Origin of the sequence: Oceanobacillus phoenicis (assembly GCF_047238145.1) — a bacterium.
GTDB lineage: Bacteria > Bacillota > Bacilli > Bacillales > Amphibacillaceae > Oceanobacillus.
In genome coordinates this window covers 420334-440501 of the sequence record NZ_JBDFME010000001.1, presented here as the reverse complement: position 1 = coordinate 440501, position 20168 = coordinate 420334, and the positions used below count along the sequence as shown (strand labels likewise).

General features: G+C 34.3%; 22 protein-coding genes. 15 read left to right on the top strand and 7 right to left on the bottom strand.

The annotated features are described in order from the left end of the window. Window positions 1-57: 57 nt before the first annotated feature. Complete coding sequence (locus ABC346_RS02370) at window positions 58-852, top strand: alpha/beta fold hydrolase (protein WP_413233382.1); 795 nt, start codon at window positions 58-60, stop codon at window positions 850-852. 171 nt (window positions 853-1023) lie between these two features. On the opposite strand, the gene ABC346_RS02365 is transcribed toward ABC346_RS02370, so the two are convergent. Further along, window positions 1024-1938 (bottom strand): class I SAM-dependent methyltransferase, encoded by a 915-nt coding sequence (locus ABC346_RS02365; RefSeq protein ID WP_413233381.1) that lies wholly within the window; start codon window positions 1936-1938, stop codon window positions 1024-1026. Between the two features lie 298 nt (window positions 1939-2236). Then, window positions 2237-2431 carry a hypothetical protein gene (locus tag ABC346_RS02360; RefSeq protein ID WP_413233380.1) on the bottom strand — a complete coding sequence of 65 codons (195 nt, stop codon included), beginning with the start codon at window positions 2429-2431 and terminating at the stop codon, window positions 2237-2239. Window positions 2432-2631: 200 nt separating this feature from the next. Here ABC346_RS02360 and ABC346_RS02355 point away from each other — a divergent pair, with 200 nt between their 5' ends. Further along, complete coding sequence (locus ABC346_RS02355; protein WP_413233379.1) at window positions 2632-3498, top strand: DUF1835 domain-containing protein; 867 nt, start codon at window positions 2632-2634, stop codon at window positions 3496-3498. A 137-nt stretch (window positions 3499-3635) separates the two neighbouring features. Continuing rightward, window positions 3636-4445, top strand: a complete 810-nt coding sequence (locus ABC346_RS02350; protein ID WP_413233378.1) for a hypothetical protein — start codon at window positions 3636-3638, stop codon at window positions 4443-4445. Between the two features lie 255 nt (window positions 4446-4700). On the opposite strand, the gene ABC346_RS02345 is transcribed toward ABC346_RS02350, so the two are convergent. After that, complete coding sequence (locus ABC346_RS02345) at window positions 4701-5417, bottom strand: dihydropteridine reductase (protein WP_413233377.1); 717 nt, start codon at window positions 5415-5417, stop codon at window positions 4701-4703. Between the two features lie 223 nt (window positions 5418-5640). On the opposite strand from ABC346_RS02345, the gene ABC346_RS02340 reads away from it, so the two are divergent. Genes ABC346_RS02340 through ABC346_RS02330 form a run of 3 tightly spaced genes read left to right on the top strand, consistent with a single transcriptional unit; the run spans window position 5641 to window position 7110 of the window. Continuing rightward, window positions 5641-6123 carry a GNAT family N-acetyltransferase gene (locus ABC346_RS02340; protein WP_413233376.1) on the top strand — a complete coding sequence of 161 codons (483 nt, stop codon included), beginning with the start codon at window positions 5641-5643 and terminating at the stop codon, window positions 6121-6123. 11 nt (window positions 6124-6134) lie between these two features. Then, window positions 6135-6623, top strand: a complete 489-nt coding sequence (locus ABC346_RS02335; protein WP_413233375.1) for a GNAT family N-acetyltransferase — start codon at window positions 6135-6137, stop codon at window positions 6621-6623. A gap of 31 nt (window positions 6624-6654) precedes the next feature. Continuing rightward, window positions 6655-7110, top strand: a complete 456-nt coding sequence (locus ABC346_RS02330; protein WP_413233374.1) for a DinB family protein — start codon at window positions 6655-6657, stop codon at window positions 7108-7110. A gap of 35 nt (window positions 7111-7145) precedes the next feature. Here ABC346_RS02330 and ABC346_RS02325 read toward each other — a convergent pair whose 3' ends face one another. Together ABC346_RS02325 and ABC346_RS02320 are read right to left on the bottom strand one after the other, a co-directional pair. Beyond that, on the bottom strand, window positions 7146-7808 hold the full coding sequence (locus tag ABC346_RS02325) for a DUF6320 domain-containing protein (protein ID WP_413233373.1): 663 nt from the start codon (window positions 7806-7808) through the stop codon (window positions 7146-7148). 2 nt (window positions 7809-7810) lie between these two features. Further along, window positions 7811-9070, bottom strand: a complete 1260-nt coding sequence (locus ABC346_RS02320) for a condensation domain-containing protein (protein ID WP_413233372.1) — start codon at window positions 9068-9070, stop codon at window positions 7811-7813. Between the two features lie 355 nt (window positions 9071-9425). Between ABC346_RS02320 and ABC346_RS02315 the strand changes: the two genes are divergently transcribed. Then, entirely contained in the window at window positions 9426-9623 is a 198-nt protein-coding gene (locus tag ABC346_RS02315; RefSeq protein ID WP_413233371.1) for a hypothetical protein, read from the top strand. A 95-nt stretch (window positions 9624-9718) separates the two neighbouring features. Beyond that, window positions 9719-10126 (top strand): DUF3888 domain-containing protein, encoded by a 408-nt coding sequence (locus ABC346_RS02310; protein WP_413233370.1) that lies wholly within the window; start codon window positions 9719-9721, stop codon window positions 10124-10126. Window positions 10127-10179: 53 nt separating this feature from the next. On the opposite strand, the gene ABC346_RS02305 is transcribed toward ABC346_RS02310, so the two are convergent. After that, a complete protein-coding gene (locus tag ABC346_RS02305; RefSeq protein WP_413233369.1) occupies window positions 10180-10770 on the bottom strand; it encodes a hypothetical protein in 591 nt (196 codons plus the stop codon). Between the two features lie 902 nt (window positions 10771-11672). Here ABC346_RS02305 and ABC346_RS02300 point away from each other — a divergent pair. From ABC346_RS02300 to ABC346_RS02270, 7 genes are all read left to right on the top strand, one after another. After that, window positions 11673-12254, top strand: a complete 582-nt coding sequence (locus tag ABC346_RS02300) for a non-canonical purine NTP pyrophosphatase (protein ID WP_413233368.1) — start codon at window positions 11673-11675, stop codon at window positions 12252-12254. A 26-nt stretch (window positions 12255-12280) separates the two neighbouring features. After that, the gene (locus tag ABC346_RS02295) at window positions 12281-13291 is read left to right on the top strand and encodes an aminoglycoside phosphotransferase family protein (protein ID WP_413233367.1); all 1011 of its coding nucleotides are present in this window, start codon (window positions 12281-12283) and stop codon (window positions 13289-13291) included. 263 nt (window positions 13292-13554) lie between these two features. Further along, window positions 13555-14607, top strand: coding sequence for an iron-siderophore ABC transporter substrate-binding protein (locus tag ABC346_RS02290; protein ID WP_413233366.1), 1053 nt, complete (start codon window positions 13555-13557; stop codon window positions 14605-14607). A gap of 1 nt (window position 14608) precedes the next feature. Then, window positions 14609-15643 (top strand): FecCD family ABC transporter permease, encoded by a 1035-nt coding sequence (locus tag ABC346_RS02285; RefSeq protein WP_413233365.1) that lies wholly within the window; start codon window positions 14609-14611, stop codon window positions 15641-15643. Beyond that, complete coding sequence (locus tag ABC346_RS02280; RefSeq protein WP_413233364.1) at window positions 15640-16671, top strand: FecCD family ABC transporter permease; 1032 nt, start codon at window positions 15640-15642, stop codon at window positions 16669-16671. The genes ABC346_RS02285 and ABC346_RS02280 overlap by 4 nt, the downstream gene beginning before the upstream one ends. Next, on the top strand, window positions 16671-17474 hold the full coding sequence (locus ABC346_RS02275) for an ABC transporter ATP-binding protein (RefSeq protein WP_413233363.1): 804 nt from the start codon (window positions 16671-16673) through the stop codon (window positions 17472-17474). The genes ABC346_RS02280 and ABC346_RS02275 overlap by 1 nt, the downstream gene beginning before the upstream one ends. A gap of 107 nt (window positions 17475-17581) precedes the next feature. Next, window positions 17582-18055: a glutathione peroxidase gene (locus ABC346_RS02270; protein WP_413233362.1), complete on the top strand. Its 474-nt coding sequence runs from the start codon at window positions 17582-17584 to the stop codon at window positions 18053-18055. A 478-nt stretch (window positions 18056-18533) separates the two neighbouring features. Here ABC346_RS02270 and ABC346_RS02265 read toward each other — a convergent pair whose 3' ends face one another. After that, window positions 18534-19844 carry a DUF2254 domain-containing protein gene (locus ABC346_RS02265; RefSeq protein WP_413233361.1) on the bottom strand — a complete coding sequence of 437 codons (1311 nt, stop codon included), beginning with the start codon at window positions 19842-19844 and terminating at the stop codon, window positions 18534-18536. Window positions 19845-20168: the final 324 nt, after the last annotated feature.

Genomic DNA, 20168 nt, shown 5'->3' with positions numbered 1-20168 from the left:
GCAACGTATTTCCACAAAAACTATTAGTCTATAAAAAGAGTAAAGGAGAAACTAATAATGTTGATTTATCATAAAGTTATTGGAGAAGGATATCCTATCGTCATGATTCATGGCTGGACACTTGATCATCAAGTGATGTTACATGCAATGGAACCTTTATTTGAAGGAAGGAACGGATGGAAGAGAATATACATAGATTTACCTGGTATGGGTAATTCTGAGGCACAACCATCGATTCAGAATTCGGATGATATGTTAGAAGCAGTTCTAAATCTTTTAGATAATGTAATTCCAAATCAATCGTTTATTCTTTGTGGGTATTCATATGGTGGTTACATTGCTAGAGGTATAGTCCATCAACGTAAGAATACAGTTCATGGGTTAATGCTATTAGCACCGATGATTATCCCTGAATTTAAAAATAGAGAATTACCACAGCAAGCCGTTTTAAAAAGAGATAATAACTTGATTTCACAATTGTCTCATGAAGAGGCGAATGAATTTTCATCAATAGGGGTAGTTCAAGGTCAAGCGGAATGGAAGAGATTTAAAAGGGAGATTTTACGTCCCTCTAAACAGACTAATAATGAATTTATTAATCGTATTTCTCAAAATGGTTATGGCTATACATTCGATATTACTTCAAAACTTGAGTGTTCTACTTTAATAATCACAGGTCGTCAAGATCATGTTGTTGGATATCAGGACGCGTGGCGACTAATGGAGGATTATCCAAGGGCGACTTTCGCAGTTATTGATATGGCTGGACACAATTTACAAATAGAACAGCGCGACTTATTTAACGCATTAGTTCATCACTGGCTAGATAAACTTGAGTCTGAAATTTTTTAACTTAATTGGCTGGTTCCTGTTGTTTTACAATTGTTTATAAGCAAATTCCCTGTATCTAATAAAATTATGTTTATCATAGAATTTCTTAGTAATTTCATAAATCCTTTTTTCTTATTCTTAAAAAAGTACTAAGGGCCTCTCAGATTGTTGAGAGGCTCTAGATTTAGAATGTTATTTTTTAACAGCGTGAATGTAATGAATCGTTTCAAAGGCGGTTAAATAATCATTTCGATTGCTAAAATATCGTTTTTTTATGTTGGCAGGCGATAAATGTTCATAAATTAGCAAACCAGATTTATCTAACATTTTCTCCATTTCTGATAATGAAAAACATGATTTCATTGGTTCCCCGCTAGCCATAGCCATTTTCACCATGTTCTCTACTCTGTTTGAGAACCCTTTTTCTTCAAAAAGTCTTTCATCAGCATAATCGAAAACAAGAGAGCTTCCAGTTGGAACATTGGCGAATAAATGATCTAGTAAACTGGAAAGTTCATCTTTAGTTAAATAATAAGAAACTCCTAGTAAACTAAAAAAAGTTTTTTTATAACTAAAGGCTTTTTCAACTAGCTTTTCATACGAAAATATTTTCGTGAAATCCATTGGGACAAAATGAAGATTACTCGGAATTTTTAAATCAACTTCAGCTAATTTTTGTATTTTATACTCTTGTGTTGAAGGGAAATCAATTTCAAAAATTTCAACAGTATTTTCTAATCTTGGATGTCGGAAACAAAATGTATCTAAGCCTGCTCCGAGTATGACATATTGCTTTAGTCCTAATCTTATCTCACTTTTTAATACATTTTCGCAATAGGCCGCACGTGCCAAAGGTGTAGGTGATAACTGTACTTGTGTTATCCATTTTAATATTTCATCTGAATTATCCTTAAATTTTTCTGCAATTTCTTTGTTGAAGAACTGAATGCCTTCAACCATATTTTCTTCAATGTCATGATACTCTTTTTGTGAAATTAATTGTATAGCGATAGAATCATCAAAAATTTTTGGCGAGTCATATTTGCTATGATATGCTCTGCCGAAAGCCGATACTAAAGAAGTTAAACTGGATTCATTTTGTTTCATTCCAATTTCCTCCTAAAAAATAAGATTCCCCCTGGCCAGGAGAATCTTATTATATACAATAAAATTATAAAAGTAAATTATAGCATAAATGAATTTTTTTGTCAAATATATCGATCGTGGCAAAATGATATTCTCGACTACTGAGGTGGCAATTGCTAATATTGATATACGCTCTCTTAATAGTTCACTGAGCACTTTGGTTAGTATCTTTTACTGATAGAAAAACAATTGGGGGAAGGCGGTAATCTATGGGCTGGTGAGGAGTCTCAAAAAACGATTCTATTCGTTAGTTTTTTGATTACATAATAAAGTCAGCGATAAATTCAGAACTACCAGGAGTAAATAAAAAAATGGATAACGTTACCAAGACAACACCTACTACAAAAAATAAAATATTTCTTTGTTTTATCGAACCTTTTTTATATGCTTCTAATCCAGCTTTTACTATTAAGATTATCCCTATAAAAAGAATGATCAGATAATAAAGTCCCACTATACCCCCTCCTCATCTAATTTAGTATATTAATGATAACACAATGCTCTGTAAACTTAATTATAAATTTATACGATACTAGTAAGATTCTAATAAACTGATTTCGAATATGCTTTTCCATGTCTTTTAGAAGAAGTTAGTTTGTTTTTCGATTACAATAATAAATAGATATTTTAAAATATTCTAAAGGGGTGGAAGAAGTGTTTGAAGAGCTTAGGGATGCTGAAGAAAAGTATATAAATGAATGTAAAACCGTACATATTATCTGCGGTGAATCTGCTGCTGGTTCGCTAAAAGTAGGTTTAAATCGACGTACGGATAAGGTGATTGGCTTTCCAGATTTTTTTGCTGTTGGACCTATTTATCAGCTTCATAAAGAAATTGGTCTTAATAAAAGATATGAATGGTTGGATAGCAGGTTGAATGTTGAAAATGATTATTTAGAGAAGTACCCAGATCGGTTTAAGAAGACGATAAAAGAGATTCATTCCATACCTAATGATGTTTCTATTGTGCTATGGACTGCAGAAAATGCAAACGAACAAAGTGGTATCCTTTTTTTCACATACCTAATACAAAATAAACCAAATGATGTTTATATTTTAAATACAACGGTTGGATTTCATGAACTATACAATGCTCATGATGTTGATTATTTTATTCGTCATTCGGGAGAGATTAACTCAACACAATTTAGAACTATTTTTGAAGATCGGTTAGAGGATCCGCTTACAATGGAAGAAAGAAAACAGTTTGAAAACAAGTGGATTTTTATTTCCGATTCAAAAAAATTACTACGTATTTGGGAAAGTTCAAAGATTAAAGAAGTCGAAGAAAATTATTTTGACTCATTTATAATTAATTCATTAAGAAACTTACATAATGAACAGAATAAGATAGATTTTATGAAAGTAGGAAAGTTAATAGGTGAGGTTTATGGTCAACTAGATGAACCTATTAGCGATACCTTTATTGAGTATAGAATTAGAAAGCTAATCGACCATGGGTGTTTAGAGAAAAAGGGAACCCCAAAGAATATAAGGTCGTATAGTGTGAAATTGCGATAATGATTATTCGGACTTTAAAGAATATTATTCTTTAAAATAACCTTGAAAGTGAAGTCTTGAAACCCTTTTAAATATTGGATATAATTTCCTGGAGTTCACTAATCTTAATCTTTGAATCAATTGTAAGGAGATTTATTATGATTGCAGAAATGTATAAACGGAGAGTCACGACGAGTTACATTTTGTTAGGCTTGGTAGCTTGCGTTATTGTTGGGTACGCCTATGTTGAACCGCCTAAAACTACAGCGGATTGGGGAGAATTTGCTGTTTTTCTTATTCCTGTTGTTATGTTAGTGACAATCGTAGTTCTGAATAAAAAACATTATAACAAAACAGTATCGGTTGATATACCAAACTCCGCTAGGCTAATATTTGATTTGGATCATTTTGTTATGAAGAAAGACGTTGCTTTTTTCCCGAGGTTATTGTGTTTTGAGAAGGATGGAAATTACGTGGGTTCCCTTGAACCAATAAATATACCTTGGTATGTCTATCCATTTGGGTTCTTTTATTCATCATTGGTGGTACACTTCCCGTTAACATATGCATTTATAGATAATCAGGAAAACACATTATTTACTTTTAAACAAAAGGGATTTAAGACAACGGTATTAACTATATATAATGAGCATGATCAAAAAATTGGTATTTATAAACAGGAAGAATTTAAAAGTCTCCTAAATATTAAAGGAGAATTGTTTGATGAAAATAATGAATTTCTATTACCGATTACAGTTTCTGGAGCGTCTGGAAACTTTTCATTAAACTGTGAAGAGGAACAGTGGGCTTATTTTTACAATGGACGTTTTCCACATGAGTATACAAAAATATTCCGTGATGTGGACAACGATATCGTCGAAGTTTCCGATACATTATCTAAAGAGAATAAAGTGCGGCTGTTAGCAGTTATAGGTTTCTTATTTATTGCAAGAATACGTAACAATTGATTTGCTGATTAATGATCGCGTTTAAAAGTGTGAAGAAGTAGTGGAATAGAGCCGTTCTAAAAACCAAATCAGCATTGAAAATCTAAGGAATATGTAATAGAATCCGTATAAATTAGGGACCCGTCAAAATTAGGACGTCAAATTTACGAATTCACCTAACTAAGAGCGATTGTGGCTTCGTAATACCACAACCACAATCACTCCCGGTAATAAAAAACTATTTAGCATTTACTTCAGGAAAATGTATTGTATCGCTTATACGGATGCATCAACTGATAAAAATTTGGACAATGTTTGTTCATGCTTATCAAGCATAATCTTTTCCGGGTTGATGCCCTGTTCACGCAGTACTTCAATGTTCTGTTCTAGGAATTCGTCACTGCCTACGATGTAGAATAGGCCGTCCTTATCTGCAGCAAGATTTTTTACTTCTTCATAGTAGTCTTTACGATTATCAACGAATTGTGAAGTAAAATTCTTGTCAGGTGTAGTTTCAAAAACATTTTTGAATAAGAAATCTTTTGAAGAATCGATGTTTAGGGAATGAATTTGATTGACGTTATCTGCACGTTTGAAATATTCAAGTACAATCGGTCTGAAAGTTGCTAGTCCGACACCTGATGATAGCAGATAAACATTTTTGCCTTCTCTTTTAAGTGGTACATTCGAATGTGTCTTAAATAGTGCAACATCACTGCCCACTTCAAGGCTTCTTAAAATCGTTTTATACTCAGAGCACTGCTCTTTAATGCGTGTTGTGATACCGATCGAATTTTCATGCGGTAAAGTAGAAATGGACATATGGCGAACTAAGCTACGGTTTGGTTTTTCTCCCGCATTAAAACCTTCTAGTGCCAAATGTGTGTGGGCGCCCTCTTCCCATGTGAATCCTTCTGGGCAGTCGAGCATATACGTTTTAACCTCCGGTGTTTCTTCAATAACCTTATTTATCTTCGTCCAGTATATTTGCATTAAAATACTCCCCTTATCCACTATTTCTATCGTTATCCTTTACTATACAATAATTGATAACAATTCTCAATTAAACTAGATTATTAATTTTCAAACTTAATAAAACACGCTTTAGTTATACAATATTTCATTCCAAAGGTTTTGATTGTCTATCAGAAAAGAAAACTATATACGAATGTACGTTCTTTTGATAAAATATTCGTATAATTAGGAGGAGAGACAATTGCATAAGCCAGAACAAGTAGAATTACATTTATTCAGAGATGAGTTTGAAGATGAACTAAAAAGCTTTACTTTACCAGATGATCAAGAGCGCTTTACTGCTCTACCGGATAAAATACTAACGGTCACGGATGGACAATATCGCGTTGTCATTTTAAACCAAGGAACTCCAGTGGGATTCTTCATATTACATTGTACGGAAAGAGTTCAAGAGTATTCAAATAATCCCAACGCGATGTTATTAACTTCATTATCGATCAATCATAAACATCAGGGGAAGGGATATGCCAAAAAAGGAATGCTTGCATTGGAGCGTTTCATCGTAAGTAATTTTCCGGACTGTAATGAAATTGTTTTAGCGGTAAATCATAAAAATCTTCCTGCTCAACAACTTTATAAACATGTAGGGTTTACTGATACTGGAAGGAGAAAAATAGGTGCAATCGGAGAGCAATTTATTATGGAATTGCGAATGAAAGAATAAGGGGAGTCATTATGGAAATTATTACAATTCAACATTTGCCAACAAACAAAGTTGTCGACTTCTTTAACAAACACTGGGGTAGTACAGAAATGGTGATATCTAGTGGTATTTATGATTGTAGTACTTTAGATGGTTTTGCAGTGTTAAATGGTGATCGAATTATTGGTTTAATTACCTACATAATAAACAATGATAAGTGTGAAATTATCTCTTTAGACAGTCTGGAAGAAGGGAAAGGGATAGGTACAGCTTTATTAAGAGAAGTAGAAGAGTTAGCTAAGAACCAAAAATGTAAAGTTATTCATTTAATAACAACGAATGATAATCTCATAGCTTTAAAGTTTTATCAAAAAAGAGCTTTCTTACTTTCTGAAATCCTAAATAATGCAGTAGAAAAAGCAAGAAAGTTAAAACCAGAAATACCTTTAGTGAGTGATGAAGGCATTCCTATTAGAGATGAAATAGTTTTGATGAAAAAACTAGATATTGATATCAGTTAAAAATGCAAGTAATAATGAATAGGAGACGTTTATGAGAGAAGAACAATTATTTGAACAAATGAAGTTGTGGCGGAACTGGTCTGTTAAATTCTTACGTTCTATTTCAGAATCCTATGTAGATATTATTCCAGAAGGACATAACAATAGTATACGTTGGAATGCTGGGCATATTTTAGTAGGGTGGGATAACACTATGTTTCCCACAGTTAACGAACACAGGAAAATGCCTCTATCTTATCACTTACTTTTCCCTAGTGGTAGTAATCCAGGCGATTGGAAAGAACAACCTCCTTCAATGAATAAGTTGATAACCCACCTTGAAGAACAGCCGTTTATGATTGAACAAGCCTGTTCCGGACATCTCGATGCTCCATTAAGAGAGTCTTTTTTAGGCATGAAAACACTAGGTGATATGGTGATTTTTCATATGAATCATGAGAATTTACATATGGGACTAATTAAGAGCATGAAACAAACATTAGCATAGAGTGAGCTATTCGCTCACTCGGTATATTATCAATACTAAAAATGAAACCTGCGTACAATTTCGTTTTTCATGGTTTTCTCAGAAAATAGTACCATGCCAATTAGTGTTAACAAAGCATATAATGCGGTTGCAGCGCTTGGCCATAATACAGTTGACCAGGAACTTAAGAAAAGGAGCACAGGTAGAAAGCCAAGTACAACCATAGTTGTCATGTATCCAATATATTCCCGCCATTTCATGGGTTTTCGTAATACGATAATCGTTACAAATAAGGTGGCGAGTGTAACGAGAAATGGTATTACGTAATGAATCGACCACCGGGAACTTCCAGAAGCCGCGTCTAAGATGAAAAGCGTTACGGATAGTGCGATTACTTGAAATATCACTTTTGATCCGGTGTGAGCCCTAGAAAGTATCGTGTGATTAATAGTTAGTAACCCATATAATGTTGGCCCTAGTACGTATAAAAACCACAATCTATCCGAGTTAGTCAGTAAATTTATCAATAAGCTCGTACTGACTGCGAAGATAGCAATAAATAGTACAAGACGCTGTACAAAACGTCGTCTTTTTACCTTCATTTCATACACAGGATAGTATTCATTGTCTCCTGCTTTTTCAGAAAGCTTATTCTTACATAACGGACAGTATTGTTGTTTGGTATAAGTGTTACAGTTACTGCAGTAATGTTGCATCATTTTCACCTGCTGTCATTGGAGTATACTTCTATCTCCAAATTATATGTTTGAGAAAGTTCTCGAAAGAAAGTACGGATAATATCTGCTTCCTTCATGATTCGAGAAAAACTAATCACAAGCTCATCTCCAACTGCAATCATCGCACTATTAATTGGACTTTTCTTTGTTGGATATAGAATTAGTTCCATATGAGAGATATGGGATTGCATTGATTCTGGAAGCTGGACTCGGCCTACATTTGTCATTGTCATTGATTTTGTGCGCTCACTAAAACTTTTGTATCCATAACGTATGGCGTGATATTTCAGTGGGAGCGGGATAAATCTTGCTGTGAGTCTGGTCTGCCATTTCACTCGATCATTAATACTGTGCTGCAAGTTTTCTTTTTGAACTTTTTCACGTAATTGTTTTGAAACTTCTAAGATAATTTCTTCCATTGTTGTTTTATCGTTAACCGCCATACCAACATGAACAACTCCAAAGAAATTCCTTAGTGTTGCAGAAGGGAAGAATTTTCTTAGATTGACTGGAATAGCAATCTTTATTTCTTCTTGGTAAGCACGGAATTTTAATCTTTCTTTATATATCGCCGCAATAAGAAGCGATGAAATAAAAGCAGTAATTGTTGTTCCATGATTTTTGGCAAGCTGATGAAGACTTCCTGCACTCATTTTCCCATGAATAACAACTGTCTGATCAATAGCTCCGCCGCGAATTTGATAAGATGACGTCTCTTTGAATTTTACTTGTCTCTTTGTATTGGTTACGTAGTTTTGGTAACTGTCATCACGTTCGTAGTAGCTTGGACGGTCGTTAAGATCAATTAGGCTACTTTCATAACTGACATCTTTTCCTATATGAACAAGATAGTAATAAACGAGTGCGTTTACGAATTCTAAAGCTCCTGTTCCATCTGTGACAGAATGAAAAAATTCCACTGCTATTCTTTTATTATAATATGTGACACGGAGTAAAAACCCACTTGTTTCGATTGGGTCAATCGGTGCACATGGATATTGACTTTCCGGCTGAACAAACAACCTCTCATTATTTTCCACAAGGAAATCCCAGAATACACCTTTATTAAGCTTTACAGCAAACATCGGAAGACGTTTAATCACATCGTCTAACGCAAGCTGAAGTTTATCTGGATCTACCGTTTCTTTCATGACCGTAGCTAATCGAAAGACGGACGAATTAGACTGTTCGGATACCGCATGAAACATTTTTCCAGCATTATCAAGTTTGTACCATTCATCCATTTTTTGAACCTCTCTTATAGTTCTATATATAACATCTATATTAATAATTTTAGTAAAATCAAGTGTCTATTAGTAGTGTTAGTTTTTACTTTAACAGATGAAGTCCTTTTTTTATACTCTTAAAGAGATGTAACTAGCATAAACGGTTCTTAAGGAAATATACTTGTGAATTAATGGCCAACTGAAAGATAAGAATAGATCTCAAATCATTTGATATCAATGATTATTTAAAAGCACTTCTAGAAAAAGGAGAAGAGTTATAAATAGTTAACTAAAATGAAGGACTTTAACCATATGATGTTGAAGTCCTTTCTATTAGTGAGAGTTCTAAAAATCGCGTTAGGGAGTGTCAACGTTGAAAGAAACAAGAAGTAGGAAAGGTAATCTTACGTTAATAAGTGTCGTTGGGGGAGGGATAGCTGGATGGATCGTTAATTTTGGCTTAAGCATTTTGAGTAATTCAGATATCACACACTTGTATGGTATTTCCATTTTCTTGGGAGTGATTGTTGGTTTACTTTGGGATATTTCAGATAAGTTAAATAGAGAATAAGAATTGGTTTATTGTAAGAGAGTAATGCAATTTTTTATAACATGTTATGGATAAGCCTTGTTTATGTTCGTAATACTAAACTGAGGTGGAAATCCATGAAGAAGTATTTCCTAGTCGTGTTAATAGTGATGTTTATTAGCTTTCAAACAACTGTTTATTCTCAGACAATAAATAATGCTGATACTGAATTATGCGATACACTTAAGTATGCATTTATAAACAGCTTAAAAGAACCTATTGATGAAGCTATAAAAGAAATTTATAAAGATGATGCCTTTGCTATAAATGAGAGACTGTCTTGGGCTCCGTTCCAAACAGATATATTAGAAATTAAGCAGTTAAATGGAGTAGGTGGTGAATATGAGGTTACGTTGAAAATATACCCTTATTACCGTGCTCATAATACTTATGGAGAAGATATAGTTGTAGTTAATACTGATGGTGAGTTAATAAGTTATGAGCATGTAAAAACTTATCCGAAGAAGAAGGGGGGACATAAATAAAATAACACTTTTATTTTATGGCTTACATCGATAATAATTATTAGTCGTAAGTACTACTCTCTCTTTTTCTTAAAGTTAGAGGATAATTTCATCGCTATTAACTGTGGAATTAAATTTAAAACAGTGACTAAAATTACTAACTGGTATGGCCAAAAAGGCTTGAAATAACCAGTCCAGTGATCGTTATCAGCTAACTGGCTAGTAAAGTATAATGAAAACATCAGTGATAGAATATTTCCTAAAATGATAATAAATGAATTACGAAAAAATGTGTTTATGAAAGCAAGAATTGCAGTAGAAACAACCATAATGAGATATCCAACAATTAAATTACTTTGAAAATCAGTATACATAGAAAAATAAACAAAAGGAAAACAGTACAGGCATAGTGTGCTAATGCCAATAATTGGTCTTAACATGAATTCACCTCTTAACTTCTTACAATTTTCTTTACCATTAGTTTCAATCCTAATATTGAGCATTTTCATATTTCCGGCATCCATTGCTTCTTCTAACCTGGAGACGTCAATTGTTGTATAGATTTCAACTTGCTTTCTTTCATTTTTATGTAATTTTAAATTATGTGGAGCACCATTGATAACGATTTTTACAATGTCATGTTCTTCATCACTGTATTTATCCACAAACGACAGTAATAATTCACATCGCTGTTACTATGATTGGTTAACATAAGGTTACATTCAACGATTAAGGTAGTATCTCCATTCTTTCAAATATCCCATTCACTAATCTCTTGTTTGTAAGATATTGCAATTGCTCAGTTTCGAGTGTCTTTTGATATGTATCAGCAAGATATCGAGGAAGTAAAGTTGCTAATAAGATTCCTATAAGAATAGTGCTTTTCTTATGATTTTACAGCTAGAGTAAGACTAGTAAACAGCAAAATTAAAACTATAATACCAAAATAATTTAATCCACCCAATGAATGATGGCAATATTGAATATAAAGACATTATTCTCCAAAATCGTCATGAAAGAAAGGAAAACTTAACACTTAGTAAAAATAACCAATGAAATATGAAGATGCTTTTTGTTTTTATAATGATTTCACTGTCCTTCAAATCGCTTATACAGAACTTTTTACCTAATTTTATCACAGTATTAAATGATTGAAAATTTAATTTTTATTCGATGTTTTGTGTTAAAATAATAGTGGTTTTTTCAGATGTTTATTCGGCTTCATATTTAAATTGGTGGTGATCACTATATTTCTAGTCATACTTGTTTTTCCAGCACTAATTTGTCTATGTTCATTTTATATAGCAATAACGACAATGAACAAATTAAGTAAGTATATAGGTATCACTTTAGGAGTAGTATCTCTATTATGGTTAGGATTCTATGTTTTTGTTTTTCATAGAATGTTTGGTGTTTAGGTAAACTAAAATCGAGAAAGGATACCTTGTTATAGATGCTTTCAATATGATATTAATTTTATAACTGAATCAATTTCATAAAAAGATATCTTGTATAAGATCTGAATATTGCCCTGTTTATTAAATGATAGGAGGTTGAATATATAATAATGAAGCTTGTTTTAGCAACGTGGAATCAAGAAAAAATTAAATGGCTCCGAAGAGATTTTTCCAAATTAGGTTTTAATGTTATTACTTTATCAGAATATGAATTTGGTGATGTTGATGATGTAGAAGAAGTGGGTCAAACATGTGCAGAGAACGCAACAATAAAAGTAGATGCTGTAAGGAGTGATGGAAATTCAATTATCATTGGTGAAGATTCAGGGTTATTTATAGAAGATCTTAATGGCTTTCCAGGAGTTAAAACTGCTAGGTGGATGGAAGGGACAGATGAAGATAGAGCGCAAGAGATACTCAATAAAATGGAATTCTCTAATGAAAGGACTGCTTATTTTGAGAGTGCAATTGCAGCCAAATTCCCAGATGGTTCAATAGAACATAGTATAGGGCGATTACAAGGCACGATATCACAAGAGCGGAGAGGGGATTTGGGAGAAGGTTATGCAAGGATATTTGAAGTTGAGGACAGCTTGACAATTGCTGAAATAGGAGCGGACCAAATAGCGAAATCAGATCATAGAAAAATCTCAATAAGTAAAATGAGTAAGAAAATAGTGCTGATAAATTAACGATGTTTTTCACCTGGAGGGCTCATATGACTTCAAAAATAATTTTTGGATCTAATAGATTAGGAGAAGTAACTAACACTCAGTTACAGTCAATGCTTGATAAGTATGATTTAGGAAAACTCTTAACTTCAAGTAAAACAGAATATGGAGTTATGGGACAAACAATGTTTGTTACGTCAACAAAAGGAAATTTTGTTCTTAAAGGTAACCCTCTTTATCTCGGTCAGTTAGTCGAAGAGAAATTTTTTATTGATAATATTAATGAAAGAACAAATGTGAAAGTACCGAAGCTCTATATAATTGATGATTTCGATGATATCTTTGGTTGGAATTATTCTGTTATGCAACGTCTTGAGGGGAAGCATTTAAATTCAAAAGAATTGAAAGATAGCCTGTATGTAGAGGAGAAAATTAATATAGCTGAATCTATTGGACAAACTTTATCCTCTTTTCATACTTGGAAGGTCAACGCGTTTGGTGAATTAGACATAAGAAGCCTGGAAATAGTACCTTTTAAAGATAGCTATAGGAAATGGTTATTTAACAGAATACTGTATTGGTTAGAAGATGCGAAGAGATTCTCAAAAATAACATGCGAAGATGTGGAATGGGTAAAATCGTTATTAACTGAATCAGAGGAAGATTTCAATCATTTTTGTTCACCAACATTTGTGATGGGGGATTTTAAACCAGGAAACTTTTTAGTCGATAAAAGTTGTAGCGGTTGGAAAGTAAGCGGCGTATTTGACTTTACAAATGCTTATTTTGCTGATCCAATATCAGATTTAATAAAAATGATTACATATTATATTGATAAAAAAGAAATAACGCTAGCTAAGTATTTGATGGATACTTATTTTAACGGGGTTCCTGGAAAAGAGAATGTGAAAAAAAGAATGAAAGTGCATATGCTTCATCAAAGGGTACTTGATTGGGGAAGTGCAAAAGCGACGAATATGGTTACTTGGGATGATGAACTTTCATTTTCATTATGGGTAAAAGAATATACGGATTTGGCCGAAACTCTGTTAGAGTAAACTTGTATTACTTTAAAGGGGTTTTTCTTTTGCGTCCCCTATGATGCTTATTACCTGTGAATCCTGGGTGTGTAATGGGTCTAAGATCATTGATATAAAATATTGTTGGTAGGTTAATAGTAATGGATAATATATTTTGATTATTGACAATATCATAGGATTAAAGTATATTAATTGATAATGATTATCATTATTAAAATGGAGTTTAAAGGTCGAAAATCGTTAATCCAAAAAATTAAATAATAGATAGGAAGGGCTTACATATGTTTAAAAAGAAATCATTTTTGCTAGTATTAATGTTTACTATAATTGCTACTTTAGTATTAGCAGGGTGTTCGGATCCATCCTCAACAGAGGAGACAGAAGAGCCAGAAGAATCGAATGATTCCGCAGAAACAGAAGATCAATACCCAATAACAATTGAACATGCTTTGGGTGAGACAGTTATCGAAAGTAAACCAGAAAGAATTGCAACGATTCAGTGGGGAAACCATGATGATGCTTTAGCTCTTGGAGTAGTTCCAGTAGGTTTTTCTGCTGCAAACTATGGTGTTCAAGATGATAGTGGGATGTTACCTTGGACTGCAGAAAAAGTTCAAGAACTTGGTGAAAATAAACCCAATCTATTCCAAGATACGGATGGTTTAGATTTCGAAGCAATTGCTGATAGTAATCCAGACGTCATTCTTGCAGCATACTCAGGTATAACGCAAGAAGATTATGATACATTAACTCAAATTGCTCCAGTTGTTGCATATCCCAATGCTCCTTGGTTGACTACATGGAGAGAGCAGTTAGAAATGAATTCTACTGCTATGGGAATGAAAGAAGAAGGCGAGCAATTAATAACAGATGTAGAGAACCAAATTGATGAAAAAGTTAGTGAATATCCTGAACTTGAAGGGAAATCAGCTGCATTCTTAAGTGTAAATGCGGAAGATTTATCTAGTTTCTTTGTCTATACACCTGCAGATCCACGTGGTGGGTTTCTTTCGGAGCTAGGGATGGATTATCCTGAAAGTATTACAAATGAAATACCAGATCCAGATAGTTTCTATATAGAACCGAGTGCCGAAAACGCAGATATGCTTAATGATGCAGATATCTTGGTAACTTATGGTGATGAAAATACACTTGAAGCGCTACAAGCAGATCCAATTTTCGGGAAAGTGCCGGCAATTGAAAGAGGTTCTGTCGTAGTTATTGGAGATAATACGCCACTTGCAGCATCAGGTACACCAAGCGTACTATCTATTCAATACACTATTGATGAATACTTAAACTTACTCTCAGAAGCTGCTAATAAAGTCGAATAAAATGAATAATCTATCCGTTTCAGAAAATAAGCAGTTACATTTACCGAAAAATTTAATAAAAGTACTTATACTTTCAATTGTATTGCTCGGTATAAGTATATTGGCTTCACTTGCTTTTGGGTCTCGTGTGGTTGGATGGAATGATTTAATGGATGGTTTATTTCATCCGGAAGTACAGTCCCACGGAGCAAATGTGGTTCGCCAACGAATTGCGAGAACTGTATTTAGTTTAATGTGTGGTGCTGCACTTGGAGTTTCTGGAGCACTAATGCAATCAGTCACTCGAAATCCGATTGCAGATCCTAGTATATTAGGAGTTAACACAGGTGCAGCGTTATTCGTTGTGTGTGGAATAGCCTTTTTTAATATTGGTAGTGCTAGTCATTATATTTGGTTTGCATTAATAGGAGCAATTTTAACTGCCATTTTTGTATTCGGAATTGGTTCGATGGGGAGTGGCGGTGCCACGCCCCTTAAACTCGTTTTAGCGGGTGCGGCGACGAGTGCAGCATTATCTTCACTTGTAATGGCAGTTATGATTCCTCGCTCCAGCGTTATGGATGAGTTTAGATTTTGGCAGGTAGGTAGTGTAGGGGCTGGAGATTGGAACTCTGTCTCTCTGTTTATTCCTTTTCTCCTAGTGGGGATAATAATAGCGATTGCTACTTCACCAGCTCTAAATGCATTAGCATTGGGTGATGAAGCAGCTACAGGGTTAGGTGTACGTACAGGGACACTTAGACTTATTGCGGCTTTTGGAGGTGTAATATTGTGTGGTGCAGCGACAGCACTAGCAGGTCCTATCGGTTTTATCGGCTTGTTAGCAACACATGTTATACGACTGTTGATTGGTCCTGATTTACGATATGTTATCCCTCTATCCGCTCTAGCAGGTGCCGTTATTTTAACGATATCTGATGTATTCGGTCGAGTTATCGGAAGTCCTGGTGAGCTTGAAGTTGGTGTGGTTACGGCCTTTATCGGAGCTCCTATATTAATTTTAATAACTATGAAAGCGAAAATGCGTGCTTTATGATGAATAAATCAATGAATCTTATTATGGTAGGTAGAATAAAGAGACGTCGTCGTTTTATTTTTGTCACTTCTTTACTGGCAATCACTGCTTTTGTGCTTAGTTGTACAATGCTTATGCTAGGAAATACAATTTATCCTATTTCGGATGTGGTCAGTGTATTGCTTGGTGAGGAAGTTCAAGGGGCTTCATTTGCTGTTGGAACGATTCGTTTTCCAAGAATGGTCGCAGGTGTATTTGCAGGGTTTGCCTTTGGGGTTGCTGGATATGTTTTTCAAACGATGTTACGTAATCCACTTGCAAATCCAAATGTTATCGGAATAACAACTGGTTCTAGTGCTGCTGCTGTTTTCTGTATCATTGTTCTTCAAGCAAGTAATACCGTTGTTTCGATTGCTTCTATTATTGGTGGACTTGTTACAGTAATTGTTATCTTTTTATTAGCAAGAGGTACCTCTTTTTCAATTGGTAGATTAATATTAGTAGGTATTGGCATTCAGGCTATGCTAAATGCCGTAATATCTTACTTATTAATGATTGGTCAGGAAAATGATATTCCTACGGCAATGAGATGGCTTAATGGTAGTCTAAATGGTGCTAAGATGGAGGATGTTTATCCTCTTATCATTGCTGTTATTATCTTCACGCCAATTATCGTAGCGCTTGGAAAGCAATTGGATATGCTAGAACTTGGCGAGCAAACCGCCATTTCACTTGGAGTCAACACGGATAAAACGAGAGTAATACTAATTATCACCTCCGTACTGATTCTTGCGTTAGCTACCGCTACAACAGGACCTATCGCATTTATTGCATTTCTATCTGGGCCAATCGCTAAAAGGCTAGTTGGTGTAGGTTTTTCCAGTATTATTCCAGCAGGACTTGTTGGCATCATTTTAGTTTTAGCATCAGATCTTGTAGGACAATTTGCATTCGCTGCTAGGTATCCTGTAGGTGTAATCACAGGTATTATCGGAGCACCATACTTGATTTATTTGCTAATCCGAATGAATCGAAAGGGAGATTTATAATGAAACCGACACATGATTTTCATACTGAGGGAATTACTGCTGGATACGATAATAAAGCTATCTTACACGATGTAGATATTTCCATTCCAAGTAATAAAATCAGCATTATTATTGGAGCGAATGGTTGTGGGAAATCTACTCTGCTTAAGACAATGGCAAGGCTTATAAAGCCTTCCTCTGGTCAAGTTATCCTAGGGGGGAAATCAATTCAAAAAATTCCCCCAAAACAGGTAGCTAAAGTATTAGGATTATTACCACAGTCACCAATTGTTCCTGAGGGAATAACAGTTGCAGACTTGGTAGGAAGAGGAAGGTTTCCACATCAAACATTTCTAAAAGGTTGGACAAAAAAGGATTATGAAGCGGTTAGTGAAGCAATGGAAATAATGAATATCACTGAATTTGCCGATCGACATATTGATGAGCTTTCAGGTGGCCAAAGACAACGTGTATGGATTGCGATGTCTTTGGCACAACAAACAGATATCTTACTCCTGGATGAACCAACTACCTTTTTAGACATCACATATCAGGTGGAGATTTTAGATTTACTAACGAAATTAAACCGAAAATACGGTACAACCATTGTGATGGTATTGCATGATATAAATTTATCAGCACGGTATGCAGACCATATCTTTGCGATTAAAGAAGGCAAACTTATAGAAGAAGGAAATCCAACGGAAGTACTAACAAGTGAACTCGTTAAATCAGTATTTGATTTAGATTGCATTGTTATCCCAGATCCTATTTCACAAACTCCATTAGTAATTCCAAAAGGTCGGTATCATGTAAAAGCTTAAGACTCAAGTGATTATAGTGTCTTATTGCATCTCATGAGAATATAAGCTTAATAGTTTATAAATTCGTGTAGTTACTATATTCTAAGTAGAAGGAGGTGCATGACATTATGTCTATATATGAGTATCAAGTTGAAAAAAGTAATGGAGAAGAAATTTCATTATCACAGTATCGTGACAATGTCTTACTAATTGTTAATACAGCAACCAAATGCGGATTCGCGAATCAATTTGAAGGATTAGAGGAATTGCACCAAAAATATCAAGAAGAGGGACTGCGTGTACTCGGATTTCCAAGCAATCAATTTAATGAACAAGAACCAGTCAATGATGACAAAATGGAAGAAGCGTGTAAGGTTAATTTTGGCGTTACATTTCCATTGTTTAAAAAGATTGATGTAAAAGGTCCCAATGCCGCTCCTTTGTATAAATATTTAACAGAGGAACAAAAAGGGTTGCTAGGTAGTAATGTGAAATGGAACTTTACGAAATTTCTAGTAGATCGAAATGGTAATGTTGTGAAGAGGTTCGCACCAAAAGATAAACCAGCAAAAATAGAAGATGATATCAAAGCACTTTTATAAGCTTTGGCAAATTTAGAGCTGATTTATAAAAAGATATAAAATTAATGAGGTTGGGACTAAAGTATTTACAAAAAAATAAATCCGAATGAATTGGAATGGGTTTTGAAAATCCGCTTCAGAAATATACTCCGCTTTCCGTGGGCGGCTGGTAAGCCTCCGGATGCTCCGCATCCCGGGGTCTAACCTATGCCTCACTCCCAGAGGAGTCTCTGTATATTTCTTACGTTTATTGTATCTATTATTCGCCTTTTGGAAATTTTTTTGTTATGTCCTACCCTCTTTTTCGTTGCATAGGAAGTTAAAATTTGTATGCTGTGAATCAATAAATAACTGAAAAAGCCAAGTCCCTAGCAAGCGTACAGCAACTAAATCTCCCTCAATAAATGAAGAAGACCTGGTGAATGTTATTGAGGAGGTATAGTAGCACTTATACATCCTGAGGTGGAAATCAATACTGGTTCGCTACTAACTTCGTCGATTACTCCCAATTTAATTCTTGATTAGTAGTATTTGCAAATTTAACCATAATTGCTTTTAAATATTCATAATCCATTGATGGAAGACTTTGGATGTCTATCTCTTCTAGGATATAACTGTTAAAGTCCCAAAGTTCTTTTTGGATTGACTGATTGCTGACAACTGCACATTTATATAATGCGTTTACGATGTTAGTTATAACAGATATATCATCTTTGCCGTAATGTTTAATTTGATGAAAGCTTTTATATAGATAATCGCGGAATCGCTTTTGTTCCATTATTAATCTTAAATCCCCTTGATTATCAGAGAAGTACGTAACTTCTCGGTAATTTCCTGCTAATTCGGTTAATAATCCACCGAGACGATGAATACAGTTAATTGCTGTGTTTGGATCGTTCATCCCTGTTGAAAGAGCCTTTACAGCAATTTCAACTAATTTGTCCATCGAGAATTCAATATCTTGCAGATTTGTTCGTTCATTCCCTATCGTAAGAAACTGGTCATGTTCATATTCAGTTACTACTTTGTCGTTAAATGCCCAATAATAAAATACTGGCATCCCCTTCGGTACATAATCTCCCACTTGGAAATTTGCTTCCAGCACCATTTTATTTTTACTTGCCCAGTTAATAAGGTGGTTGTAATCGATATGCTGAATATATCCTGAACGTAATGCATACGTTGTTTGTTTGTCTTTTTCCTTTATCCCTTTAATCTGGGAATGATCCCAATGTTGATGCTCACCATATGTTCTATCTGCAAAGGTTTCTTTAATTAATTTCGATGTTTCATTCCGAACAGTAGAAATTAAGAAATTCACTTGTACATAGCGCGCAGCATAGTGGATAAACAAGATGAAAAAGCCTAAAGAAATAATCGTGAATATTACTGTGAAAAAGGGACTGAGTAAATCCTTTTGCTTTGATTCTGTTAGAAGCCATAAATTAATCAGCACAAATATAAACCCAAATGTAAACACACCTAAAACATGTTTAGTAATTTTACTTCGCATAAAATCTTGTAAAGCACGTGGTGAAAATTGAGAAGAATAGGTGGTTAAAACAACCATGATTGTTGAGAAACTGATTGTTATCATAGTTAGCATGGCGGTGATTAGAGCTGAATATAAATTTTTTGCGATGCTTTGTCCTGTTAAAAGTATATCTGGAATACTATTTGAAAAACGTGGTACGAACTGAACATCGATTAAAGTAACGACGCCCACAGTAATTATCGCACAAAGTCCATATACAATTGGTAAGATCCAAAAACTATCACGTAATTTGGAAGAAGTTTTGGTGGCGTTCATTTTATAACCTCTTTTCTGTAATTCTTCGATGTCTATTATCATATTTCGTATATGTTCCCCCACTAAATGTATGTAAAACGTATAAGAAATAATCCAGGTTAGAATGTGGGTATCGGTTAGAAATGAACAAAAACCAACCTTTCTTGTGAAATATTTACTGTTTTTCCGCAGAAAATTTCTTTTCTGAGTAGCAGGAAAGGAATAAAAACCTTTCTGATTTGAGTGAATGATTGAATTTCTTTATTGATATTTACAATTACCTAGTTTAATTGTTACCTTTGCTTGTTTTGCTGTGTGCTAATTGTCCAGCAAGCCACATTCTTC